Raw genomic sequence first — 24594 nt, forward strand, 5'->3', positions numbered from 1 at the left:
AGGAATGAGCCCACGGGACAGCGACTACGTCATCATCGGAGCCGGATCCGCCGGGAGCGCCCTCACCCGGCGCCTCGTCGACGCCGGGCACACCGTGCACGTCATCGAGGCGGGTGCCGCGGACGAGGACCCGAACATCCACAGCCCGCAGGGGTGGCCGGCACTGCTGACCGGCCCCAACGACTGGGCCGTCATGACCACCGGCCAGGAGCACGCCGCGGGGCGATCGCTGTTCTGGCCCCGCGGCAAGGTGCTCGGTGGTTCCAGCTCGCTCAACGGCATGATCTACATCCGCGGGCACCGCGACGACTACGACGCCTGGGAGGCCGCCGGCAACCAGGGGTGGGGCTGGGACACCGTCCTCGAGCTGTTCAAGCGCAGCGAGGATCACGAGGACGGCGCCTCCGCATGGCATGGTGCGGGCGGCCCGCTGCACGTCTCGGTGCTCCGCGACCGTCACCCCGCCGCGCAGGCCTTCGTCGACGCCGCGGTTGCCGTGGGCCACAAGCCGACCGAGGACTTCAACGGAGACCTCATGGAGGGCGTCGGCTTCAACCACGCGACGATCAAGGGCGGCCGCCGGCACAGCGCGTGGCAGGCCTTCGTGGCGCCGGTGCTGGACTCGCCGCGCCTGACGGTGACCACCGGGGCGCTCGTCACCCGGATCGTGCTCGACGACGGCCGCGCCACGGCGGTCGAGTACCTCGTCGCCGGCGAGCTCCGCACCGCCCGGGCGGCCGCCGAGATCGTCCTCTCCGCCGGTGCCATCGGGTCGCCGAAGATCCTGCAGCTCTCAGGCATCGGCGACCGCGCCGACCTGGCGGCCGTCGGTGTCGAGACCCTCGTCGACCTGCCCGGTGTCGGGAAGAACCTGCACGACCACCTCCTCGTCGGCAATCTCTACGCGACGGCGGGCGCGCTCGCGCCCGGGCGGAACAACCTGCTCGAGGCCCAGCTCTTCGCGCACTCGCAGCAGACGGACGACGCGGCGCCCGACCTGCAGCCGCTGTTCCTGCATCTGCCGTACCCGACCGACGGCGGCGACGCGCCCGCCGACGGCTACACGATCGCCCCCGGCCTGGTGGCTCCGCGCTCGCGCGGCACGCTGCGCCTCGCGTCCGCCGATCCGGCCGCGGCCCCGCTGGTGGATCCCAACATCCTCGCCGACGACTACGACGTGGAAGCGCTGGTCGACGCGGTGATCCTGTGCCGCGAGATCGGCGCCCAGGACGCCTTCGCCCCGTTCCGGCCCACCGAGTACGTCCCGTCGTCCGAACCGGCCGACCGGGATGCACTGCGCGCGCTCGTTCGGCGCCTCGCCGGCACGTACCACCACCAGGTCGGCACCTGCGCGATGGGCGTCACGGACGACTCGGTCGTCGATCCCGCTCTGCGGGTGCGCGGCGTCGACGGGCTGCGGGTCGCCGACGCCTCGATCATGCCCGTCGTGCCCCGCGGCAACACCAACGCACCCGCGATCATGGTCGGCGAGAAGGCCGCCGACCTCCTCCTCGGCGTCTGAACGCCGCTCCGACGAAGGAACGAGACATGCCCATCGACTTCAGCCTCAGCGAGGCTCAGCAGGAACTGCAGCAGAACGCCCGCCGGCTGGCGAGCGACGTGCTGAGCGTCGCCGCGAATGAGACGCACCATCAGGGCACGCCGGACGAGCGATTCCGCGCGTCCCGACCGCACTACCGCGCATTGGTGCAGGCGGGGGTGCTCCGGCGCCTCATCCCGCCACCCGCCGGCGGCGAGATGACGAGCCTGCTCGACCTCGCTCTCTCGGAGGAGTACATGGCGGTGGAGACGAGCGTCCCGCTGTCCGTGTTCTCCACCGGCCTCGGCCTGATGCCGCTGCTGTTCTTCGGCGACGCGGATCAGCTCGGGCGGTTCCTGCCGCCGTTCCTCTCCGGCGAGGGCGAGCCGCTCGCGGGGCTCGCGTTCTCCGAGGTCGGCGGGTCCGCGAACTACCGGGACTCGGACCCGGACGTGGGCTTCGCCGCCACCGCCCGGCTCGATGGCGACGAGTGGGTCATCAACGGGCACAAGCAGTTCGTTCCGCACGCATCGGGCTGGGACGGATCCGGCGCCGACCTGCTCGCCGTGGCCGTGCGCGTCGATCCGACCCGCCCGCCGGAGGAGTCGATGGCCGTGATCCTGGTCCCGGGGACCGCCGCGGGCGTCACCGTCGAATCCGCGCTCCCGACGGTCGGGCACCGGGCGGCCCTCGTCACCCGCATCCGCTTCGACGACGTTCGGGTGCCGGCTGGGAACCTGCTGGGGAACGTCGGCGACGGCATCGCGATCCTCGAGACCGCGTTCACCGCGACCGCGGCCCTCGTGGGCGCGTTCTCCGTCGGCGTCATGCGCCACGCCTTCGACGTGGCGCTGAACTTCGCCCGCGACGAGAAGCGGGGCGGACGGGTCGCCATCGTCGAGCACCAGAACGTCGGCACCATCCTCGCGGACATGAAGGCGAAGATCGAGGCCGCGCGGTACCTCACCTGGAAGGCGTGCGACTACTTCGACAAGACCGGTGGCGCCGGTTCGGAACTCGCGATCGCCACGAAGATCTACGCGTCCGAGACCGCGGTGCAGGTGGTGTGGGACGCGATGCGGCTCGTCGGCGTCGAGTCCTACACCGAGCATCATCCGTTGTTCGAGATCCTGCGCGACACCCTGGCCTACCCGCTCTTCGACGGCGGCAATGTCGGCGTCCGACGGCTCCAACTGCAGCGCATGTTCGCCTCGCCCGACTACGACCCGCTCGCCGCGATGGCCGGCCGACCTCAGTCCTGAACGACTCCACCCAGACCTCGAAACGGAGAGCACCATGACCATTCTCGAATCCGTCCAGCCCGCGACCGGCGGACGCACGATCACCGACCCCGCCACGGACGAGATCGTCGGCCGGGTGGCCGAACCGGGCGTCGCGGACCTCGACGCCGCCGTCGCCGCGGCCCGCGCCGCCCAACCGGACTGGGCCGCGCGCGGCGACGCCGGCCGCTCGGCGCAGCTGAGTGCCGCCGCCGACGCCGTCGAGGCGCACGCGGAGGAGCTCGCCGTCCTGCTGTCGCGCGAACAGGGAAAGCCGCTCAACGGCCCCAACGCGCGGTTCGAGCTGGAGGCGTGCGTCACGTGGCTGCGCGCGACCCTCGCCGTGCCGCTCGACCCCGAGGTGGCGGTGGACGACGGCGAGACCTACGCGGAGATCCACCACCGTCCGCTCGGCGTCGTCGGCGCCATCGGTCCGTGGAACTGGCCGATGATGATCTCCGTCTGGCAGCTCGCCCCCGCTCTGCGCATGGGGAACACCGTCGTGATCAAGCCGAGCGAGTACACGCCGCTCTCGGTGGTCGCCCTGGCGCACGTGCTGAACACCGCACTGCCCCAGGACGTCCTGATCGCGGTGCCGGGTGGCCGGGACGTCGGCGAGGCGCTGTCCTCGCATCCGGGCGTCGACAAGCTCATGTTCACCGGGTCCACCGTGACGGGCAAGGCGATCATCCGCGCCTCCGCCGACTCGGTGAAGCGCGTCACCGTGGAACTCGGCGGCAACGACGCCGGCATCGTCCTGGACGACGCCGATCCCGCCGCGATCGCAGAGGGACTCTTCTGGGGCGCCTTCATCAACACGGGGCAGACCTGCGCCGCGCTCAAGCGCCTGTACGTGCCGGATTCGCTGTACGACGCCGTCTGCGACGAGCTGACGAAGGTCGCCGCCGCCATGCCGATGGGCGTCGGGCTCGACGAGCAGAACGTGCTCGGGCCCCTGCAGAACCGCAAGCAGTACGACATCGTCGCGGGTCTGGTCGACGAGGCGCGCGCGGGCGGCGGCCGGGTGCTGATCGGCGGCGACCCGGCCGACGGGCCCGGCAACTTCTACCCGACGACGCTGGTCGCGGACCTGCCGAACGACAATCCGCTCGTCGCGCAGGAGCAGTTCGGGCCCGCGCTGCCGATCGTCCGGTACTCGAGCCTCGACGAGGCGATCGCCTGGGCGAACGGCCTCGACGTGGGGCTGGGCGCTTCGGTGTGGACCCCGTCGCCCGAGCGCGCCCGCGACGTGGCCCTGCGGCTCGACGCGGGCACCGTGTGGATCAACGAGCACGGCGCCATCGACCCGCGGGTGCCCTTCGGCGGTGCCAAGCAGTCCGGCTACGGCGTCGAGTTCGCCCGGGCGGGCCTGGTGGAGTGCGCGCAGCCCGTCGCGATCAAGGGCGCTGCGGGCTCGTTCGCCGCGTCGGTCAGCTGACGACGTCCTTCGTCCGGAAGCCGCGCACGGCGAGGGCGAAGAGGACGATGGCGATGCTCACCGACAACGACGCACCCTGGGCCATCGCCGCCCACTCGATGCTCGGCTGCAGCAGGTCGGTCCACGCGTACTGCCAGTGCGCGGGCAGCGCGGCGCGGAGGCCGCCGAGGGCGGTGACCTGGTCGAGGACGCTGCCGATCACCGTGAGGCCCACGGCCCCGCCGACCGCCGCGAGCGGCGCGTCGGTGCGGGTCGAGAGCCACAGGGCGAGGCCGGCGGTGGCCAGCTCGGAGACGATGATGAAGCCCGCCGCGAGCAACAGCCGCCAGAGGCCGTCGGCCGCCGGAATCGCGGTGTTCGCCGGCGTCTGCAGCGGGCCCCAGCCGTAGGCGAGGGTGCCCGCGATCAGCGCGACCGCGGTGAGCAGGGCCACCGAGGCGACCGACAGGATCAGCGCGACGATCGCCTTCGTCACCAGCAGCCGCGTCCGCGGGACGGGCGCGGCCAGCAGGTACCGCAGCGACGACCAGTCGGCCTCCGAGGCCACCGCGTCGCCGAAGTACAGGGCCACCGGGATCACGAGCAGGAAGCCGGTGCCCGCGATGAGGACGGTGGCGGTGAGGTTCAGCCCGGAGGCGGTGGCGACGTCGAACATCGACGGCCGTCCGTTGCCGCTGCCCCCGTCGTCGGTGCCCACGGCGAGCGCGATGATGAGCACGATCGGCAGCGCCGCGAGCAGTGCCGCCATCACCACGGTGCGGCGGCGCTTCAGCTGGCGGGCGAGTTCCACGCGCACCGTCAGGGTGTGCCCCGGCGCGTAGCCCGGGGCAGCGCCGTGCGTCGCGTCGCGCCCGGCCGCGGAGTCCTTCGTGGTGGTCATGCCCCGTCTCCCGTCAGCTGGAGGAACGCGTCTTCGAGGGTGCGGGACCCGCCGCCCTCGCCCGCCTGGACGATCTCGTCGACGGTGCCGGCGGCGATGAGCTCGCCGCGGCGCAGCACCACGACGTGCGTGCAGGTCTGCTCGACCTCGGCCAGCAGGTGGCTGGAGACGATCACGGTGCGGCCGGTGGCGCCGTATCGGACGATCGCGTCCCGCATCTCGCGGATCTGCGAGGGGTCGAGGCCGTTGGTCGGCTCGTCGAGGACCAGCACGTCCGGCAGGCCGAGCATGGCTTGCGCGATCGCGAGCCGCTGCCGCATGCCCTGCGAGTACGTGCGCACCGGGCGCTCGAGCGCACTACCGAGGTCCGCGATCTCGAGGGCCTCCTCGAGGTGCGCCTGGTCGGCCGGGCGGCCGGTGGCCCGCCAGTACAGGTCCAGGTTCGCTCGGCCCGACAGGTGCGGCAGGAAGCCCGCGCCCTCGACGAAGGCGCCGACGCGGGAGAGCACCGGCGCGCCGGGCCGGATCTCGTGCCCGAAGACCCGGATCCCGCCCTCGTCCGGCGTGATGAGGCCCATCAGCATCCGGAGCGTGGTCGTCTTGCCGGCACCGTTCGGGCCCAGCAGGCCGAGGACCTGGCCGCGCTCCACCCGGAAGGTCACGTCGCGCACGCTGTAGCCGTCGCCGCCCGCGTACTTCTTGGACAGCCCGGTCACCTGGAGCGCCACATCGGCGAGCTCCGGGTCGGCGGGCGGTGCGGGGCGCGGACGGCGGACGAGGAGCAGCGCCGCGGCGATCGCCAGCGCGACCAGCGGCAGTACCCACACCCAGGTGGGCAGGGGCGCCGGCGCGGTCTTCAGCGCCGGTACTTCCGGAACCGTGAGGGGGCTCGTCACCGTGATCGTGTGCGTCGCGGGCGCGGACGGGGAGAGGTAGGCCAGGTCGGTGGTGGCGAGGGCGAGCCGCATGCGGTGCCCGGCGGCGAACTCGTGGTCGATGACGGGCAGCCGGATGGTCGCCGTCGCCGTGCCTGCGGTGATCGGGATGCGGATCGGCGCGGCGAGCTGCTGCGGGAGGATCTGGGTGCCCTCGGGGCCCACGTCGTAGAGCTTCGCGAAGAGCACCGCGTCGGACGCGGGGGAGTCGACCTTGATCGTCACCGTCGGTGCGCCGGTCACGGTGACCGGTCCGCTCAGCGGTTCCGAGTCGACGATCGCGGCCTGTGCCGGAAGGTCGCGCGAGAGCCCGAAGGAACCGAGCGCCGCCGCGGACGAGGCCAGGCCGCCGAGGCCGGGCACTCCCGAGATCGACGGTGGCGCACCGCCCGCGGGATTCTCCGCCCGCTGCGGCTCGCCGGGCAGGGCGACGGTGCGCGTGATGGTCCCGGCGAGCCCGGGGTAGGCGTCGGTGCTCGACGCGCGGACGGTGCGCTCGCCGGTTTCGCGGTCGACGCCGCCGGACCGGGAGACCTGGAAGGCGGGCACCGCCGGAGCGTCTTCGCCCTTGAGGTAGCGATCGAACCACTCCGCCGTGCGGGCGTTCACCCGGGCGTCCTCGGCGCTGCCCGCGTCGTGCCCGCCGGCGATCCAGTCGACCGCGACGGGCGCGCCGTTCGCCGCGATGCGCTGCGCCGCCGCATCGGCGTGATCGAGCGGGAACAGCGAGTCGAGCTCGCCCTGCGCGAGGTACGTGGGGACGCGGATCTCCGCACCCACCGAGGCGGGGCTCCGCGCCGCGAGCAGCGCTCGATCGGCGTCGGTGAGCGTGCCGCCCTGCGCGATCCGGGTGTACATCTCGCAGACGGCCGGCTCGAACCGGGCGCAGCCGCCGCCCATCGTGAACAGGATGCCCGCCCACTGCTTCTTGTAGACGCCGCCGGGGAACAGGGCCTGCTCCAAGTCCCAGTACGTGATTCGCGGGGCGATGGCGTCGACGCGCTTGTCGTGCCCGGCGAGCAGGAGCGCCAGGGCGCCGCCGTAGCTGCCGCCGGCGACGCCGACCCGGGGATCGCCGGGCCGGTCCTGCTGCACGTCGGAGCGCGTCGCGAGCCAGTCGAGGAGCTTGCGCGCGTCCGCGACCTCGGCGTCGGGGGAGTCGAGGCCGACGAGGCCCGTCGACTTCCCGAAACCGCGCGCGGTGTAGGTCAGCACCGCATATCCCCGGCCCGCCAGCTGTTCGGCCTCGGCGCGAACGTCGTCCTTGGAGCCGCCGAAGCCGTGTGCGAGGAGCACCGCGGGGGCGGGGCCGGCACCGTCGGGCCGGAAGAAGGAGGTGTCCAGGCGCACCCCGGCCCCGTCGATCGCCTGGTCGGTGCGCTGGAACGACGGTGCGCTCCTCCCGCCCAGGCCGCACGCCGCGAACGCGGCGAGGATGATCACGACGGCGACCAGCGCCGCACCGGTGACGAGGGGGCGCGCGGCGGCGCCGCGCAGAGCGCGAGGTGGGGGCACCCGACCAGGATATGTGCGCTCGTCCGTGCTCGCCGCTGCCTGGATTCCGCCCACGGCGAAAAAGGCTTTGCGATAGGTCATCGGCGGCTGTCAGAGTGGTTCCGGCACTGTCCGGGGAGCGGCCGGAGCGGGGTACCGCGACCGGTTCCGCGCGTTCGATCCGGCAGAACCGACCAGTGGCACGGCCCCATCGGGGCCCAGAGGGTTCGAGTCCCTCGAACGCCGTTCCGCCGGAAGCGCGGGCGGCGGCGGCCCTGCGATGCCCCGGCCATTACCCGGGGCATCCCGCCGCCGCTGCCCGCCCGGCGGGGCGGTGCCGCAACCACCGAGGCCCCCGGGCCACCACGAGAGGAGATCCACCGTGTCGATCATCACCGCGATCCGCGGCCGACGCATCGTCGTGCCGGTGGGCCGCCGCGCCGTCGAGTACCGGGACGGCGCCGTCGCCCGCGTCCTCGGGCCCGGCCCTCATCGGGTCCGCCGGGCGCACACCGTCGTCCCGGTCGTCGTCGCCGAACGGCTGCTCGCCGTCGCCCCGCAGGAGGTCGTCACCGCCGAGTCCGTCCCGGTCCGGGTGTCGATGGCGCTGCGCATCCGTGTCGCCGACCCGGTCGCGTACCTCGAGCGCGCCGCCGATCCGGACGCCGTGGTCTACCTGGCCGCGCAGGTCGCGCTGCGGGAGGCGCTGGGCGGCATCGGTATCGACGACCTGGCCCGTCGCACGGCGGCCGTCGACGGCGAGGCGATCCGCTCGCGCGTCGGCGCGACCGCCGAGACCGTGGGCGTCGAGGTGCTCGCCGTCGTGGTCAAGGACGTGGTGCTGCCGGCCGAGATCCGGAGCGCCGCGGTAGGCCTGATCACCGCCAAGGCACGGGGCGCCGCCCGGCTGGAGGAGGCGCGGGCCGAGACGGCCGCGCTGCGTGCGCTCGCCAACGCTGGCCGCATGCTCGACGGCTCGCCCGCGCTGGCCCGGATCCGGATGATCGAGGCGGCGCCGCCCGGCGCGACGATCGTCCTCAGCGATACGGGTCGGTGACCTCGCGCAGCTTCAGCAGCGCGCCGCGCAGGTCCCGATAGGCGGCGGCGCCGAGGTGGTCCTCCCACTCCCGTTCCACGAGGGCCACCTCGGCGTTCGCGACGTCGGCGACCCCGGCGCCGCGGGCGGACAGGCGGATGAGGCGCGCGCGGCCGTCGGCGGGATCGGGGACGCGCTCGACATATCCGGCGCGCTCGAGCTGATCGACCAGGAAGCCCGCGGTCTGCTTGGTGACCTGCGCCTGTTCGGCGAGGTCGGTGAGGCGGGTGCCCTCGGGGCCGATGCGCTGACCGATGCGTGCCTGCGCGAGCGTGATGTCAGTGTAGCCGGCCTCCCTGGCCGCGGTCATGGCGCGCGTCTCCATGGCCCGATAGGCGACGAACAGCATCACGCCGGTTCCGATCTCCACCCTTGCAATGGTACAAGAGACTGACTAATATTGGTCAGATAATTTGACCAATGGAGGTCGTCATGGACGAGCAGCAGGCGTGGCGGGTGATCGCGGAACAGCGCGTGGCGGTCGCGGAACTCCTCGACGGGCTGACCGCGGAGCAGTGGGCCGCGCCGTCGCTGTGCGCGGGGTGGACGGTGACCGACGTCGCCGGCCACCTCGCGGCGGTGCTCCGCCCGGCGCCCGCGGGGGCGATGATCTCGGCGGCCGTTCGTGCCCGCGGCCGGCTGCACGGCATGATCGACCTGCTCTCCCGGGAGGCCGCTGCCGAGTACGGCACCCGCTCGGCCGTCATGCTGCGGGAGGAGGCGGGCGTCACCGCGCTGCCGCGCCTGACCAACTGGCGGAACATCCTGTTCGACACGCAGATCCACGCCCAGGACATCGCCCGCCCGCTCGGGCTGCACCTGCCGATGGACACCGCCGCCGCGGCCCAGGGGGCGGAGCGGATCTGGCGGGTCGGCTACCTGTTCGGCGCGCGGAAGCGGTTCGCGGGCGTGCGTTTCGAGGCCGTCGACGCGGACTGGTCCGCGGGCGACGGCCCCGTCGCGCGCGGTCCGATCGCCGACCTGCTGCTCGTGCTGTCGGGTCGACCCGCCGGCCTGTCCGGGCTCGACGGTGCCGGCGCGCCCCTCGCCGCGGCCGGGCTCGGCGTCCTGCCGTGATTCGCGCCAGCTGTGGACGGGCTCAGTCGCTGAGCATGTCCTTGACCAGGGGGACGACCTTCTCGCCGTAGAGGGTGATCGACCGCATCAGATCGGCGTGGGTCACGGGCTGGTCGTACTTGAGGTCGAACCGGTCGACGCCGAGCGTGCGGACCGTCGCCGCGATCCGGCGCGCGACCGTCTCCGGCGACCCCACGTACAGCGAACCGGTCTCGACCTCGCGCTCGAAATCGCCCAGCGCGGGCGGCGGCCAGCCCCGCTCGGCGACCATGCGCTGCCGCATCCGCAGCCAGCCGTCGTGGACGAGCGCGCGGGCCTGCTCGTCGGTCTCCGCGATCAGGCCGGGCGAGTGGACGGCGATCGGCTGCGGCGACCCGCCGAACTCGTTCTCGGCCCGCCGGAACAGGTCGGTGTACGCCGCGAAGCGATCCGCCGGGCCGCCGATGATCGCCAGGAAGAGGCCGAAGCCGTACCGCGCGGTGCGGACGACGGACTCGGGGCTGCCGCCGACGCCCACCCAGGCGCGGATGCCGTCCGCGGTGGTGGGGAAGACGCGTTGCTCGGACAGGGCCGCGCGCGTGGTGCCCGACCAGGTGACCGGATCCTCGGTGAGCAGCGCCGCAAGGAGTTCCAGCTTCTCCTCGAACAGCACCTCGTAGTCCTGCAGGTCGTAGCCGAACAGGGGGAAGGACTCGGTGAACGAGCCCCGCCCGGCGACGATCTCGGCCCGGCCGTTCGAGACGGCGTCCAGGGTCGCGAAGCGCTCGAAGACGCGCACCGGATCGTCGGAACTCAGCACGGTCACCGTGGAACCGAGGCGGATGGACTCGGTGCGCGCCGCGATCGCCGCGAGCACCATCTCCGGGCTCGAGACGGCGAAGTCCGCGCGGTGGTGCTCGCCGACGCCGAAGAAGTCGAGGCCCGCGCCGTCCGCGGCGACGGCCTCCTCGACGAGGTCGCGGATCACCTGGGGATGGGGCAGCGGCTCACCCTTCGCGTCCTTCGTGACGCCGCCGAACGTGTCCACGCCGAACTCGGGAATCTTCATGTCAGTCATAGTACCGGTATAAACGGACTAGGGTCCGAATTTGTTTCCGGTGGGTCAGACGACGCCGTGCAGCGGCGGCCGCTCCTCGTTCAGGGTGAATCGGCCGAGGTGGAGGACCTTGTATCGCACCGGGTCGTGCAGGGTGTGTGTGCGCGCGTCCCGCCAGTACCGATCGAGCCCCGTGTCGCCGCCGGCGCTCCGGGTGCCGGACACCTCGAACAGGGCCGACGGCACCTCGGTCGCCGCGCGGTCCGCGAGCACCTTCGCGGTGGCGACGGCCAGGGAGGCCTCGGCCGCGGTGTCGGAACCGGGGGTGGCGAACGCGGCGTCCACCGCCTGCCCGGCGACGGCGAGCGCCGCCTCCGCGGCGCGGACCGTCACCGTCAGCTCGCCGAAGCGCTGGATCACGAGCGGATCGTCCTGCGCCCGGTCGACGCCGGCCTCGAACCAGGGACGGGACTTGGTGCGGACGAAGTCGGCCGCGGCGTCGAGCGCTCCCCGCGCGATCCCGGCGTCGATGGCGACGTGCAACAGCTGCGCGAACGCGCCGTAGCCGGTGGGCTCGGACACCGCGGGGGAGCGGGTGACGACGGCGTCGAGCGGCACGGCCACGTCGTCGAAGCGGACGGTGCCGCTGCCGGTGGTCCGCTGGCCGAGGCCGTTCCAATCGTCGGCGATGGCGACGCCGGGGGTGTCCGCCGGGACGAAGGCGATGATCTGCTCGCCCGATTCCGCGTCCCGGGCGAGCACCGCGAGGAGGTGTGCGTAGGGCGAACCCGTGCAGTAGAACTTCTCACCGTCGAGGTGTGCGCCGTCGGGGGTGCGGGTGAGCGTGGTGGCCACGTCGGCGACGGTCCTCCCGCCGCGTTCCGATTGCGCGTTGGCGATCCGGGCCCCGTCGAGCACCTGGTCGAAGATCCTGCGCTGCAGCTCCTCCGGCCCCGCCAGGCGTAGGGCGGTGAGGTACACGTAGTGGCTGTGCGGGATCTGCGCCAGCGAGCCGTCGGCGGTCGCGAGGATGCGGAAGACCTCGGCGACTGCGGACGGCGGCAGGTCGGGCCCGCCGAAGCGGGCGGGCACCGTCAGCGCGAACAGCCCGGCGTCGGAGAGGTATTCGACCTCGGCGTGCGGCAGGCGCCGCTCCCGGTCGCGTTCGGCGGCACCGTCGGCGAACCGCGCCGCGAGTTCCCGCGCCGCGTCGACGGCGGCCTCGGCGGAGTCGATCGCGGACGCGAGGGTCACACCAGTGCCCCGGCGCGGCTCGCCTCGATCTCGCGGACCAGGGGGAGCACCTTCTCGCCGAAGTACTCGATCTCCTCCTGGAAGTGCAGGAAGCCGCCCAGGATGAGGTCGACGCCGAGCTCCTTGTAGGCGACGATGCGTTCGGCGACCTGCTCGGGCGTGCCGATCAGCTGCGTGCGGAAGCCGTCGTTGTACTGGACCAGGTCCTCGAAGCTGGAGTCCGCCCACATGCCGCGGCCGTCCGAGGTGGACTTGCCGGCCTGCTGCACGGCGTCGCGGAAACCCTCGACGGCGGGCTTGTTGGCCTTCTCCACGATCTCGCGCAGGGTGTCCCGCGCCTCCTTCTCGGTGTCGCGGGCGATGATGAAGCCGTTGAGGCCGAACTTGACCTCGCGCTGCGCCTCTCGAGCGACGCGGCGCAGGTCGTCGAGCTGATCGGTGACGCCGTCGAAGTCCTTGCCGTTGGAGAAGTACCAGTCGGCGTACTTGCCACCGTTGACGCGCGCGGCGGAGGAGTTGCCGCCCTGGAACAGCTCCGGGTTGGGGCGCTCCGCCGTGTTGAGCGGCTTCGGCTTCAGCGTGAAGTCGCGGATCCGGTAGAAGTCGCCGCCGAAGTCGACGTTGTCCTCGGTCCAGATCTTGCGGATCACCTCGAGGAACTCCGCGCTGCGGCGGTAGCGCTCGTCGTGCTCGAGCCAGGGCTCGCCGAGCGCCTTGAACTCACCCGCGAACCAGCCGGAGACCACGTTGATCGCGAAGCGCCCGTTCGACAGGTGGTCGGCGGTGGCACCGAACTTCGCGAGGACCGCGGGGTGCCACAGGCCGGGGTGCACGGCCGCGATCACCTTGAGCTTCTCGGTCGCGCCGAGCAGGGCCAGGCTGAACGACGTCGACTCGTGCTGGTACTCGGCGCCGTAACTGGCCATGTACCGCACCTGCGAGAGGGCGTACTCGAAGCCCACGCGCTCGGCCGTCTGCGCCAGCTTCTTGTTGTACTCGAAGTCCCAGCTGGTGCGCTGCTCGATGTCGCTGGTCACCAGGCCGCCCGAGACGTTCGGAACCCAGTAGGCGAACTTGATCTCGTCGGCGATCTTCTCGGTCGTCATCCGTGTGGTCCTTCGCGGCTAGGAGGTGGGGGAGAGGTCGGGCAGGAAGGCGCCGCGCACGGGTTCCGACGGTGCGTCGGAGGCGCCGAGCAGGCCGCGCGCCGCGAGGCGGGGGCGCACGCCCTCGCCGAAGTGGTAGGCCTCCTCCAGGTGCGGGTACCCGGAGAGGATGAAGTGGTCGAGCCCCAGCGCCGCGTACTCGGCGATGAGGTCGGCCACTTCGTCGTGGGAGCCGACGAGCGCCGTGCCGGCGCCGCCGCGCACCAGGCCGACGCCGGTCCACAGGCCCGGGTAGACCTGGAGCGAGCGGGCGTCGGCGGCCTCGTCGAAGGCCGCGCCGCCGCCGTGCAGTTCGCGCATGAGGCGCTGCCCCTCGGACTCGCTCCGGGCCAGGTTGGCCTGCGCGGCGCGCACCGCCGCGGGGTCGAGGTTGCCCAGCAGCCGGTTGGCCTCGGCCCACGCCTCTTCGCTGGTGTCGCGCGAGATCACGTGCAGGCGGATGCCGTAGGTCAGTTCGCGGCCCTGCTCCGCGGCGAGGCCGCGGATCCAGTCCAGCTTCTTCTTCACCTGCGCGGGCGGCTCGCCCCAGGTGAGGTAGGTGTCGGCGTGCTTCGCGGCCACGTCGCCCGCGGCGGGCGAGCTGCCGCCGAAGAAGATCGGCGGGGCCGGATCGGGCCGGCGGGCGAGGAGCGCGTTCTCCGCGGAGACGTACTTCCCGGCGACGTTCACCGGCTCGGACGAGGTCCACAGCTGCTTGGTGATGTCGAGGAATTCGCCGCACCGGGCGTAGCGCTCGTCCTTGCTGAGCGTGTCGCCGAAGGCGCGCTGCTCGGACGACTCGCCGCCGGTCACCACGTTGAGCAGGACCCGGCCGCCGGACTGCCACTGCAGGGTGCTCGCCATCTGCGCCGAGAGGAGAGGGCTGACCAGGCCCGGGCGCAGTGCGACCAGGAACTTGAGCTTCTCCGTGGACTCGGTGAGGAGCGCGGCGGTCAGCCAGGAGTCCTCGCACCACAGGCCGGTGGGGATGAGCACGGCCTCGAACTCGTTCGCCTCGGCGGCGAGGGCCAGTTGCTTGAGGTAGTGCAGGTTCGCGGGGCGATCTCCGCTCATGCCACTGCCGTGCCCACCCGCCATGAGGTTCCGCGAGTCGCCGTACGTGGGCAGGAACCAGTGCAGGTGGAGAGGGGTGCGCGAGCTCACGTCGGCCTTCCGTCGGGGGAGCGGGGATACGAAGCGCCAGTCCATCACCGCGCGGACGCGGCGGCCAGGTTTCGACTCGTGATGCGTCGAACATGCACACCTACCGGTCAGTAGCTAAGCTAGGGAAAGAGTTAGTTAGAGTTCCGTAGTGAAATGAGGTGTGTTGGATGTCGATCGAGACGATGCACGGCGGTGACCCCGCCACCAGCGGCGCTGCGGCGGCCGCCCCGGCCGGCGCGCAGGCCGAGCGGCTTCCCCAGGTGATCGCCCGGATCTTCGCCCGGTACGCGGACCGTCCGGCCTTCGCGACCCGCGCGGGCGGCCCCAGCGCCCCCTACGCGAGCGTGACCTACGGCGCGATCTGGCGCCGGGTCACGGCGCTGGCGGCGGCCTGGCAGGGCGAGCTGGCAGCGGGGGACTTCGTCGCGATCCTGGGCTTCACCAGTGCGGACTTCGTGACCGTCGACCTGGCGACCACACTGCTCGGCGCACCGAACGTGCCGCTGCAGGCCGGCGCCCCGGCCGCCCGGATCGCCGCCATCCTGGACGAGACCCGGCCGACGATCTTCGCCGTCAGCGCCGATCAGGTGGGCCTCGCGGAGCAGGCCCTCGCCGAGTCCTCCGCGACGCCTCGCGTCGTCGTCTTCGACGGTGAGCACGCCGGCTACGAGGGCATCGAGGCCGACGTCCTCGCGGGCGAGGCCCTGCCCGCGCCCGAGTTCTTCGCGCCCGAGCCGGGCACGGACCCCCTCGTGACCCTGATCTACACCTCGGGTAGCACGGGCACCCCGAAGGGCGCGATGTACACCGAGCAGCTGGTCTCCGACGCCTGGCTCAAGGTGGACAGCATCGTCGACATCGACCTGCCGTCCGAATCGCTGCTGCACTTCCTGCCCATGAGTCACATGTACGGCCGGAACTGGCTGATCGCCGGCCTGGCCTCCGGCGGCACCGGCTACTTCGCCGGCGCGTCCGACATGTCGACCCTGTTCGACGACCTCGCCGCCGCGCGCCCCACCGCGATCGGCCTCGTCCCCCGCGTGTGCGAGCTGATCCACCAGAGGTTCCTCGCCGTCGAGGCGGAGACCGACACGGAGACCGCGCGCGTCGAGCTGCGGGACCGGGTCCTCGGCGGACGCCTGCAGGCCGCCATGTGCGGCAGCGCCGCGCTGTCCGCGGAGCTGCAGGCCTTCATGGAATGGCTGCTGGGCATCGACATCCAGATCGGCTACGGCTCCACCGAGGCCGGCGGCGTCATCCGCGACCGCGTGGTCGTCCGCCCGCCGGTCACCGAGTACAAGCTCATCGACGTGCCCGAACTCGGCTACTTCGTCACCGACTCCCCGCACCCGCGCGGCGAGCTCCTGGTGAAGTCGACCCAGCTGATTCCGGGGTACTACAACTCCGACAAGCGGATCCGCGACGACGAGGGCTTCTACCGCACTGGCGACGTCATGGCCGAGCTCGCGCCCGACCACCTCGAGTACGTCGACCGCCGCAGCAACGTCATCAAGCTGGCGCAGGGCGAGTTCGTGCCGATCGCGCAGCTCGAGGCCACCTACGCCGCCGGCCCCGACGTCCACCAGATCTTCCTGTACGGCACCAGTGAGCGCTCCTACCTCCTCGCCGTCGTGGTCCCCGCGCCCGGCCCTGACGGCGAGACCGATGCGGACGCCCGCAGTCGCGTGCTCGACGGACTCGGGGCGATCGCCCGCGAGAAGGACCTGGCCGCGTACGAGCTTCCCCGCGACGTGATCGTCGAGCGCGAGCCCTTCTCCCAGGAGAACGGACTGCGCTCGGGCATCGGCAAGCTCGTCCGTCCCGCGCTGACCGCCCGGTACGGCGACGAGCTGGAGGCGCTGTACGCCGCTGCCGAGGAGCGCCGCCGCGACGGCCTGCGGGCCCTCGACGCCGACGGCTCCGTGACGGAGACCGTCGTGCGGGCGGCGGCCCTGACCCTCGGCGTGCTGCCCGAGGAGCTCGACGAGGACACCCGGTTCCTCGACCTGGGCGGCGACTCGCTGTCCGCTCTGTCGCTCGCGACGACGCTCGAAGGGGTCTACGACCTGCCCGTTCCGGTGCAGGCGATCGTCGGCCCCACCGCGACGCTGCGCGGCGTGATCGCCCACATCGAGGAGGTCCGGGCGGGCGGCGTGCAGGCGCCCACCGCCGCGTCGATCCACGGTCCCGACGCCGAGGTCGCCCACGCGTCCGACCTCCGGCTCGACCGCTTCATCGACCCCGCGCTGCTGGCGGCGGCCCCGTCTCTCCCCGCGCCGCACGGCGAGCCCGCGACGGTGCTGCTCACCGGCGGGACCGGATACCTCGGCCGATTCCTCCTGCTCGAATGGTTGCGCCGGGTCGCCCCGCACGACGGGACGGTCGTCGCGCTGGTCCGCGCCGCGGACGGCGACGACGCGCGCCGACGCCTCGCCGACGCGATCGGGACGTCGGATCCCGCGCTGATCGCGGAGTTCGAGGCGCTCGCCGAGCGTCACCTGGAGGTCTTCGTCGGCGACTTCGGTGCGCCGTCGCTGGGGCTCGGCGCCGCGACCTGGGACGCGCTCAGCGACCGCGTGGACCACGTGGTGCACTGCGGCGCGATGGTCAACCACGTGCTGCCCTACGACCAGCTGTTCGGCCCGAACGTCGTCGGGACCGCGGAGATCGCCCGGCTCGCGCTCACCGTGCGCCGCAAATCGATCGACTACGTCTCGACGGTGGCGGTGGTCCCGCAGGACGACGGCCGCCTGCTCGTGGAGGACGACGACGTCCGCGTCGCGGGTACGGAGCGGCGGATCGGTGCCGAGGCCTACGCGAACGGGTACGCGGTGAGCAAGTGGGCGGGCGAGGTGCTGCTCCGCGAGGCCGCGGAAATCGCGGGCCTGCCGGTGCGGGTCTTCCGTTCGAACATGATCCTGGCGCACAGCCGATTCCGCGGCCAGTACAACCCCGTGGACCAGTTCACACGGCTGCTGCTGAGCATCGCCGAGACCGGCCTCGCACCCGCCTCGTTCTCCGCCGACCCGAGCGGGCCGCGCGCGCACTACGACGGCCTGCCGGTGGACTTCACCGCGGAGGCGATCACCCGCCTCGGCGCCGCGGGGCGTACCGGATTCCGTACGTTCCACGTGCTCAACGTCGCCGAGGGCGGCGCGGGGCTCGACGACTTCGTCGACTGGATCGGCGAGGACCGGCCGATCGAGCGGATCGCGGACTACGACGAGTGGCTCGCGCGGTTCGAGGCGGCGCTGCGCGCCCTGCCCGCGGAGGACCGCCACCGGTCGGTGCTCCCGCTGCTGCACTCCTTCGCCCGGCCGGCCGACGCCGGCGCGGGGACCGCGCTGACCGCCGACCGGTTCCGGGAGGCCGTGCGTTCCGAGAACGTCGGTGGGGGTGACCTTCCGCGCCTCGATCACGCACTGATCGAGCGGTACCTCGACGGCTTCGTCGCGGCGGGCTGGCTGGCCCGGTGACCTGCCACGGCGGTGCGACGTGGACGCCGCGAAAACGCCCTTCATCCACAACTAAGCGTACGTAACGTTTTTCCTCCACAGGGCCCGCCTCGGACGCCGTCCGGGGCGGGCCCTGCGCGCGACACTCGTCGACGACGGCCGGGATCCGCCGGCCGCGGAATCGACGAGGAGGCGACCATGCCCGGGGTGCTTGTTTTCGCAGCGGGGAACGTCACGAACGACCTGACCTACCGGGAGTCGGCCCGCGATCAGCGGCACGACTTCCTGAGCTTCACGATGGCGGCCAACAACGGCTACCTGGACGACAACGGCGAGTGGAAGCAGACCAGCACGGTCTGGCTCAACGTCAAGGCCTTCGGCGCGCTGGCCCGCAACGCGCGCGCCGTGATCGCGAAGGGGCGGCCGGTCATCGTGCACGGTGAGCTCAAGCACGAGACCTTCGACGGCGCGGACGGCCAGCGGCACAGCTCGCTGGACCTCAAGGCCGACGCGATCGGGCTCAACCTGCGGATGTGCGCGAGCCAGTACGTGGGCACGGGGGAGCGGTATCGCGAGGTCGCCCCGCCGCCGCTCGAGACGGTCGGCGCGGATCCGGCGGCCGCGACGGCGTCGGGAGCGCCGGGCGCGGACGGCGATCCCGGCGGTGCGACGGCCGGCCCGGGGCGTGACGGACTGGTCGTCGTGCAGGGCTTCGCGGAGGACGGCGAGGCGGCGGGGCGCGAGCCGGCCGCGGTGGGCGGGGCGCCGGACTTCTAGCGCCCGGCCGCGCGCTGTCACGCGCCGCCGCGGGCGGTCACGCCCGGCCGCGGGCGCGTCGGTCGTGGCCGGCGATCGCCACCGGGACGCCGACCGTGTGCAGCACGACGCTGCCCAGCACGACGAGAACGGCGAGGGTGAGCGTGAGGTCGGCGACCGGGCCGTCGGGCAGCGTGTTGAAGGCGATGAGCGCGAAGACGATCGTGGACGTACCGCGAGGGCGGAGCCACCCCAGCTGGAGCACCTGCTTCCGCGGCAGCCCGCTACCGGTCATCGCGACGGCGATCGGGAGGACGCGGAGCACGGTCAGCGCCGCCGCGACGAAGACGATCGTCCGCCAGTCGACACCGTCGAACAGCCCGACCACGGCGACGGACCCGAAGACGAACCACATCGCGGCGGCGAGGAGGAAGCCGACGTCGTCGGTGAGTCCGACGTCGTCGGACGTCTCGGTGCCGCGGCGCAGTCGGTAGACGATGCCGCAGACGAACGCGGCGACGAAGCCGTTGCCGCCGAGGCCCACCGCGGCGGCGTACGTCAGGAGCGGAGTGGCGGCGATCGCGAGCCGCCGCCCGCTCTCGGAGGCGAGCCCGGCCCGCTCGGTGTACTGCACGCCCGCCGCGATCGCCGCGCCCAGCGCCGCGCCGACCGCCAGCGCGATCGCGGCCTGCGGGGCGGCGGCCAGCAGCGCGGGGGCCGGGTCGTCATCGCCGTGGCCCGGGCCGGCCCAGTACAGCGCGAACAGGAACACGGGGGTCACCAGGCCGTCCGTGTATCCCGATTCGACGGTCAGTACGTCGCGGACCCGAGCGGGCACGTGTCGATCGCGCAGCAGCGAGGGCGCCGAGGCGAAATCGATCGGGGCGATGACGCACGCGACCAGCAGCAGCACCGACCAACCGAGATGGGGGAGCAGCAGCCAGCCGACGACAACGGACAGCGCCAGTCCGACGGGGATGCCGATCAGCAGCGATCGCAGGACGAGGCGCGGGTGGCGGCCGAGGAGCGATCCGCGCACATGCGTGGCGTCCACGAACAGCAGCACCGCGAGGATGATCTCGGCGGCCCGCTGCGCCGCCCCGGTGTTCAGCGCTTCGGCGATCGCGCCGTGCGCGCCGATGCCCACGGCGCCCCCGGCGATGACCATGACCAGCGGCGCGGAGACGCCCCACCGATCCATGCGCCCGGAGAGCAGGCACCAGAGCAGGAACGTCGCGGCTGCGATCAGGGTCGCCGGAATCACGCCGCGATTATTCCGTACGCGGTTCCTCACATCGCGTGGTGCGGTGGCGTGAGGTCGAGTTCACGGGGCGGACACCGCGGGAACCGGCGCCGCAACATCGCCTGCCTACCTTCGACGCCAGAGAGATCGTCGACGCACCGGGAGGTCTGGACATGAGCCGATCACACACGATCACGGACTGGGATCCGGAGAACCGGCAGCAGTGGGAGTCGGGCGGGGAGAAGGTCGCGAAGCGCAACCTCCTCTGGTCCGTCATCGCGGAGCACGTGGGCTTCTCCGTCTGGTCCCTGTGGTCCGTCATGGTCCTGTTCATGCCGCAGGACGTCTACGGCCTGAGCACGGCCGACAAGTTCCTCATCGGCGCCACCGCCACCCTGGTCGGCTCCTGCCTGCGGATCCCGTACACCCTGGCCACGGCTCGTTTCGGCGGGCGCAACTGGACGATCTTCAGCGCCTTCGTCCTCGCGGTCCCGGTGATCGCCACGATGGTGATCCTCGCCAACCCGGGGCAGCCGCTGTGGGTGTACCTCGCGTGCGCCGCGCTCACCGGATTCGGCGGCGGCAACTTCGCCTCGTCGATGACCAACATCAACGCCTTCTTCCCGCAGCGGCTCAAGGGCTGGGCCCTCGGGCTCAACGCGGGCGGCGGCAACATCGGCGTCCCGGCGGTGCAGCTCGTGGGGCTCCTCGTCATCGCGACCTTCGGCAACCGCGAGCCCTACTGGGTGTGCGCCGTCTACCTGGTGCTGCTGGCCGTGGCAGGCATCGGTGCCGCGTTGTTCATGGACAACCTGCAGGTCCCGACGGTCGACACCGCGGCGATGCGGGCCGCCACGAAGGATCGCGACACCTGGATCGTCTCCCTGCTGTACATCGGCACCTTCGGCTCCTTCATCGGCTTCTCCTTCGCCTTCGGACAGGTGCTGCAGGCGACGTTCCGGGCCGGCGGCGAGACGGCCGCGCAGGCCTCGCTGCACGCCGCACAGATCGCCTTCCTCGGTCCGCTGCTGGGCTCGATCTCGCGGGTGTACGGCGGCAAGCTCGCCGACCGGCTCGGCGGCGGCCGGGTGACCCTGTACGTCTTCGCCGGGATGATCGCCGCCGGCGGTGTGCTCATCGCGGCGGCCACGACCGCGGGTTCCGGCGCCCCGTCCGGCGCGGTGCTGGGCGCGTACGTCCTCGGTTTCATCGCCCTGTTCCTGCTCAGCGGCCTGGGCAACGGCTCCGTGTACAAGATGATCCCGTCGATCTTCGAGGCCAAGGCCCGCTCGCTCGACGCCGACGAGGCGACGCGGACGCACTACTCCCGCGCGATGTCCGGCGCCGTGATCGGCATCGCCGGCGCGATCGGCGGCCTCGGCGGCGTCGGGATCAACCTGGTGCTGCGCGCCTCGTACCAGTCCTCGGGCACCGCGACCATCGCGTTCTGGGTGTTCGGCGCCTTCTACGTCCTCGCCGCGGTGGTCACCTGGAAGGTGTACGTGCGTACGCCCGCGCCGCGCGGGCATGGGACGCTGGAGCACACGTCGCGCGACGATGCCCTCACCGTCGCCGACACCCGATGACCGTCCCACTGAAGGAGCCCGATCCGATGACCGAGGTGCCGGCCCGCCCCCTTCTCGGATTCACCGTGGCCATCACGGCCGCGCGCCGCGCCGATGAGCTGGCCACCCTGCTCGAGCGGCGCGCCGCCGCCGTGCTCGCGGCGCCCGCGATCGCGATGGTCCCGCTGTCCGACGACGACCGGCTGCGCGCCGCGACCGAGGAACTCCTCACCACCCCGCCCGACCTGCTGGTCGCGACCACCGGCATCGGCTTCCGCGGCTGGCTCGAGGCGGCCGAGGGCTGGGGGCTCGCGGAGCGGCTGATCGCGGCGCTCGGCGCCGGCCGGGTCATCTCCCGGGGGCCGAAGGCGACGGGCGCGCTGCGGGCCGCGGGGCTGCGCGAGGAGTGGTCGCCGGAGTCGGAGTCCTCCGCCGAGGTGCTCAGCCACCTCTCCGGCACCGACCTCACCGGTCAGCGCGTCGCGGTCCAGCTGCACGGCGCCACGGACAAGTGGGACCCGAACCCCGGCCTGCTCGACGGGCTGCGCGCGCTCGGCGCGGAGATCGTCGAGGTGCCCGTCTACCGCTGGGAGCGGCCCGCCGACCTGACCGGCCTCGACCGGATCGTCGAGGCGATCGCCACGTCCGCCGTCGACGCCGTCACCTTCACGTCCGCGCCCGCCGTCGCCTCGGTCCTCGAGCGCGCCGCCGAGCTCGGGCTCGACGGGGCCGTCCGCGGCGCGCTGACCGGCCCGGTCGTGCCGTACTGCGTGGGCCCGGTCACCGCGACGCCGCTCGACCGACTCGGGATCGCCTCCGTCACCCCCGAGCGCATGCGCCTCGGTGCCCTGGCCCGGCTGGTCGAACAGGACCTGCCCGCGCGCCGCCCCGACCTCCCGGTCGCGGGCCACCGCCTCGGCCTGCGCGCCCGGGGCGCGGTCGTCGACGGCGAGGAGCGCGAGCTGACGCCCACCTCGATCGTCCTGCTGCGCATGCTCTCCCGCGAGCCCGGCGCCGTCGTCTCCCGCGAGGACCTCCTCGCAGCGCTCGGCGGCGACGATCCGCACGCCGTCGAGGCCGCCGTCGGGCGGCTGCGATCGGGCCTGGGCCACAAGGAGATCGTGGCGACCGTGGTCAAGCGGGGCTACCGCCTCGCGATCGATGAGGAGCACTGACATGGGAACCCTCCTGGTGGCGCACGGCACCCGCAGCGAGCACGGCGTCGCGATGGTCGGCGACCTCGCCGCGGCGATGTCCGCGCGACTGGCGGAGACGGTCCGCGTGGCGTTCGTCGACGTCCTCGGACCGACGCCCTCGGAGGTCCTGACCGCGCTCGACCACGAGCCCACCGTGGTCGTGCCCGCCTTCCTGTCCAGCGGCTTCCACGTGCGCCACGACCTGCCCCGTGAGGTCGCCGAGTCCGGCCACCGCGCCGTCACGGTGACGCCCGCACTCGGCCCGTCTCCGGAGCTCGCCCGCGCGATGCTCGGGCGGCTGCTGGAGTCGGGGTGGCAGCGCGGCGACGCGGTCGTCATGGCCGCCGCCGGCACGCGGGACGTGCACGCGCAGGGAGAGTTACGGCGGACGGCCGCCGCCCTGTCGGCGTTGGTGGGGAGCCGGGTGTCCATCGCCTTCGCCGCGCCCAGCCAGCAGAGCGAGGGCTACCCCTCGGTCCCCGAGGTCGTCGCCCGCGTCCGGTCCAACGGTGCCCCGTCGGTGGCGGTCGCGTCGTATCTGTTGGCGGAGGGGCTGTTCCAGCAGCGCCTGCGCGACTCCGGCGCCGACGTGGTCGCCGAACCGCTGGGCCTGCACCCGTCGGTCGTGCGCCTCGCCTGCCTGCGTCGCAGCCACGCCGGACTGGCCGCGTCGACGGGCGTGGACGCCGTCGTCGGGCGCTGACCTCGGGGTCAGAACAGGTTCTGCACGACGAAGATCGCGCCCCACAGCAGCGCGCTGATCACCGCGAGCGCGCCGGCGACCAGGGCGATCAGCGTCGATGCGGAGACCCGCCGCGGCCGCCCGGCGGCGCGGGACACCTCCGCGGTGGAGTCCTGCGGGGCGGCATCGGGTGCCGGCGCGAGGGCCTCCGCGAGCGCCCGGGCGAAATCGCCTGCGGACTGGAATCGGAACGCCGGGTCGCGCGAGGTCGCCCGCGTGAGCGCGGCCTCGAGACCCGGGCCCAGATCGGGCCGCGCCCGGCGAGCGTTGGCGATGCCGAAGGAGTTCGGCGCGGTCCCGGTGAGGAGCGTGTACGCGGTGCTGGCCAGCGAGAACACCTCGGACCGCGCATCGGGCGGGGAGCCCGCGAAGATCTCCGGTGCGGCATGCGCGCCGGTGTCGGGGGAGCCGCCGAGGGAGGCCGGGTCGGCGAGGGCGATGCGGCCGTCCGCAGGCGCGATGATCGCCGCGGGGCTGATCCGGCCGTGCGGGTGTCCCTCGGCCAGCAGGCGGTCCACCTCGGCCGCCGCCTCCGCGACGGCGCGGGCGACCCGGTCGGCGGGCAGCGGTCCGGTCGCGCGGACCAGGGTCGCGAAGTCGTCGCCGTCGGTCATCCGATGCCCCGGTTCAGGATCCGCTGAGGAACAGGGCCATGAAGCCCGCCGCGGCCAGGACGACCAGCAGGAGGAAGACGATCGGCAGCGCGGCCTCGGGTATCTCGAACGGGCGGCTCGGGGCCGGCGGCTCCGGGGGTGCGGGGACGTCGACGACCAACTGGGGCTCCGGCAGGGGCGCCGGGGACCGCACCGGTATCGCTGACGCGTGCACGGGCTGCTCGAGAGCCTCTGCCAGCGCCTCGGCGAACGCGGTCGCCGTCGCGAACCTCAGCTCCGGCGTCCGAGCGGTCGCCTGGAGCAGGACGCCGTCGACACCGGGTCCGAGATCGGGCCGATCCCGGCGCACCGTCGCGAACCCGTACGGATTCGGCGGGTGGCCCGTTAGCAGCGTGTACGTGGTGCTCCCGAGGGAGTACACCTCGGACTGGCCGGTGATGAGTCCCGTGTCGTGGATCTCCGGCGCCGCGTACAACAGCGCCTCGTCGCTGTCCGGGACGTCGATCAGTCGCGGGGTGCCCGCGGAATCGACGGACAGGGCGGTCGGGCTGATCCGCCCGTGCGGTGCACCGGCCCGGCCGCGGTCGTCGATGACGGGCGCGATCGAGCCGATGAGGAATCCGACGTCGGCGGCCGCCATGGGACTCCGGTCGTGCAGTCGAACGGAAGGGTCGCCGGGACCTG

At 72.9% G+C, this 24594-nt stretch carries 20 protein-coding genes; 10 read left to right on the forward strand and 10 right to left on the reverse strand.

What is annotated here, in order from left to right; translation table 11 throughout:
• Positions 1 to 4 precede the first annotated feature (4 nt).
• The 3 genes from LB823_RS03830 to LB823_RS03840 are packed head-to-tail and all read left to right on the forward strand — an operon-like array spanning position 5 to position 4258.
• Positions 5 to 1522 carry a GMC family oxidoreductase gene (locus tag LB823_RS03830; RefSeq protein WP_224645451.1) on the forward strand — a complete coding sequence of 506 codons (1518 nt, stop codon included), beginning with the start codon at positions 5 to 7 and terminating at the stop codon, positions 1520 to 1522.
• A gap of 26 nt (positions 1523 to 1548) precedes the next feature.
• Positions 1549 to 2802: an acyl-CoA dehydrogenase family protein gene (locus LB823_RS03835; RefSeq protein ID WP_224645452.1), complete on the forward strand. Its 1254-nt coding sequence runs from the start codon at positions 1549 to 1551 to the stop codon at positions 2800 to 2802.
• Between the two features lie 34 nt (positions 2803 to 2836).
• On the forward strand, positions 2837 to 4258 hold the full coding sequence (locus LB823_RS03840) for an aldehyde dehydrogenase family protein (protein WP_224645453.1): 1422 nt from the start codon (positions 2837 to 2839) through the stop codon (positions 4256 to 4258).
• Here LB823_RS03840 and LB823_RS03845 read toward each other — a convergent pair.
• Complete coding sequence (locus tag LB823_RS03845) at positions 4251 to 5138, reverse strand: ABC transporter permease (RefSeq protein ID WP_224645454.1); 888 nt, start codon at positions 5136 to 5138, stop codon at positions 4251 to 4253. The two genes, LB823_RS03840 and LB823_RS03845, sit on opposite strands and share 8 nt — an antisense overlap.
• Entirely contained in the window at positions 5135 to 7588 is a 2454-nt protein-coding gene (locus LB823_RS03850; protein ID WP_224645455.1) for an alpha/beta fold hydrolase, read from the reverse strand. Before LB823_RS03850 ends, LB823_RS03845 begins: the two co-directional genes overlap by 4 nt.
• A 361-nt stretch (positions 7589 to 7949) precedes the next feature.
• Here LB823_RS03850 and LB823_RS03855 point away from each other — a divergent pair, with 361 nt between their 5' ends.
• A complete protein-coding gene (locus LB823_RS03855; protein WP_224645456.1) occupies positions 7950 to 8624 on the forward strand; it encodes an SPFH domain-containing protein in 675 nt (224 codons plus the stop codon).
• On the opposite strand, the gene LB823_RS03860 is transcribed toward LB823_RS03855, so the two are convergent.
• On the reverse strand, positions 8605 to 9012 hold the full coding sequence (locus tag LB823_RS03860) for a MarR family winged helix-turn-helix transcriptional regulator (protein ID WP_224645543.1): 408 nt from the start codon (positions 9010 to 9012) through the stop codon (positions 8605 to 8607). The genes LB823_RS03855 and LB823_RS03860 overlap by 20 nt on opposite strands.
• A 71-nt stretch (positions 9013 to 9083) precedes the next feature.
• Between LB823_RS03860 and LB823_RS03865 the strand changes: the two genes are divergently transcribed.
• On the forward strand, positions 9084 to 9740 hold the full coding sequence (locus tag LB823_RS03865) for a maleylpyruvate isomerase family mycothiol-dependent enzyme (RefSeq protein WP_224645457.1): 657 nt from the start codon (positions 9084 to 9086) through the stop codon (positions 9738 to 9740).
• A gap of 22 nt (positions 9741 to 9762) precedes the next feature.
• Here LB823_RS03865 and LB823_RS03870 read toward each other — a convergent pair whose 3' ends face one another.
• Genes LB823_RS03870 through LB823_RS03885 form a run of 4 tightly spaced genes read right to left on the reverse strand, consistent with a single transcriptional unit; the run spans position 9763 to position 14273 of the window.
• Positions 9763 to 10797, reverse strand: coding sequence for an Atu2307/SP_0267 family LLM class monooxygenase (locus LB823_RS03870; protein WP_374201269.1), 1035 nt, complete (start codon positions 10795 to 10797; stop codon positions 9763 to 9765).
• Positions 10798 to 10842: 45 nt separating this feature from the next.
• Complete coding sequence (locus LB823_RS03875; protein WP_224645459.1) at positions 10843 to 12030, reverse strand: SfnB family sulfur acquisition oxidoreductase; 1188 nt, start codon at positions 12028 to 12030, stop codon at positions 10843 to 10845.
• Positions 12027 to 13136: a dimethylsulfone monooxygenase SfnG gene (gene sfnG, locus LB823_RS03880; protein ID WP_224645460.1), complete on the reverse strand. Its 1110-nt coding sequence runs from the start codon at positions 13134 to 13136 to the stop codon at positions 12027 to 12029. Before sfnG ends, LB823_RS03875 begins: the two co-directional genes overlap by 4 nt.
• A gap of 18 nt (positions 13137 to 13154) precedes the next feature.
• Complete coding sequence (locus tag LB823_RS03885; protein ID WP_224645544.1) at positions 13155 to 14273, reverse strand: LLM class flavin-dependent oxidoreductase; 1119 nt, start codon at positions 14271 to 14273, stop codon at positions 13155 to 13157.
• Positions 14274 to 14506: 233 nt separating this feature from the next.
• Here LB823_RS03885 and car point away from each other — a divergent pair, with 233 nt between their 5' ends.
• Together car and LB823_RS03895 are read left to right on the forward strand one after the other, a co-directional pair.
• Positions 14507 to 17815 (forward strand): carboxylic acid reductase, encoded by a 3309-nt coding sequence (gene car, locus LB823_RS03890; protein WP_224645461.1) that lies wholly within the window; start codon positions 14507 to 14509, stop codon positions 17813 to 17815.
• Between the two features lie 177 nt (positions 17816 to 17992).
• Positions 17993 to 18571: a single-stranded DNA-binding protein gene (locus LB823_RS03895; protein ID WP_224645462.1), complete on the forward strand. Its 579-nt coding sequence runs from the start codon at positions 17993 to 17995 to the stop codon at positions 18569 to 18571.
• Between the two features lie 37 nt (positions 18572 to 18608).
• Here LB823_RS03895 and LB823_RS03900 read toward each other — a convergent pair whose 3' ends face one another.
• Positions 18609 to 19814, reverse strand: coding sequence for a cation:proton antiporter (locus tag LB823_RS03900; RefSeq protein WP_224645463.1), 1206 nt, complete (start codon positions 19812 to 19814; stop codon positions 18609 to 18611).
• A gap of 152 nt (positions 19815 to 19966) precedes the next feature.
• Between LB823_RS03900 and LB823_RS03905 the strand changes: the two genes are divergently transcribed.
• From LB823_RS03905 to LB823_RS03915, 3 genes are read left to right on the forward strand one after another with little or no spacing between them, the layout of a single operon-like run.
• Positions 19967 to 21379, forward strand: a complete 1413-nt coding sequence (locus LB823_RS03905) for a NarK/NasA family nitrate transporter (RefSeq protein ID WP_224645464.1) — start codon at positions 19967 to 19969, stop codon at positions 21377 to 21379.
• Positions 21376 to 22533 carry a uroporphyrinogen-III synthase gene (locus LB823_RS03910; protein WP_224645465.1) on the forward strand — a complete coding sequence of 386 codons (1158 nt, stop codon included), beginning with the start codon at positions 21376 to 21378 and terminating at the stop codon, positions 22531 to 22533. Before LB823_RS03905 ends, LB823_RS03910 begins: the two co-directional genes overlap by 4 nt.
• 1 nt (position 22534) lies before the next feature.
• Positions 22535 to 23257, forward strand: a complete 723-nt coding sequence (locus tag LB823_RS03915; RefSeq protein ID WP_224645466.1) for a sirohydrochlorin chelatase — start codon at positions 22535 to 22537, stop codon at positions 23255 to 23257.
• 8 nt (positions 23258 to 23265) lie between these two features.
• Here LB823_RS03915 and LB823_RS03920 read toward each other — a convergent pair whose 3' ends face one another.
• Positions 23266 to 23910 carry a hypothetical protein gene (locus LB823_RS03920; RefSeq protein WP_224645467.1) on the reverse strand — a complete coding sequence of 215 codons (645 nt, stop codon included), beginning with the start codon at positions 23908 to 23910 and terminating at the stop codon, positions 23266 to 23268.
• 13 nt (positions 23911 to 23923) lie between these two features.
• Entirely contained in the window at positions 23924 to 24550 is a 627-nt protein-coding gene (locus LB823_RS03925; RefSeq protein WP_224645468.1) for a hypothetical protein, read from the reverse strand.
• Positions 24551 to 24594 lie beyond the last annotated feature (44 nt).

The organism is Tsukamurella sp. M9C (genome assembly GCF_020169415.1).
In the GTDB taxonomy this organism is placed as follows: domain Bacteria; phylum Actinomycetota; class Actinomycetes; order Mycobacteriales; family Mycobacteriaceae; genus Tsukamurella.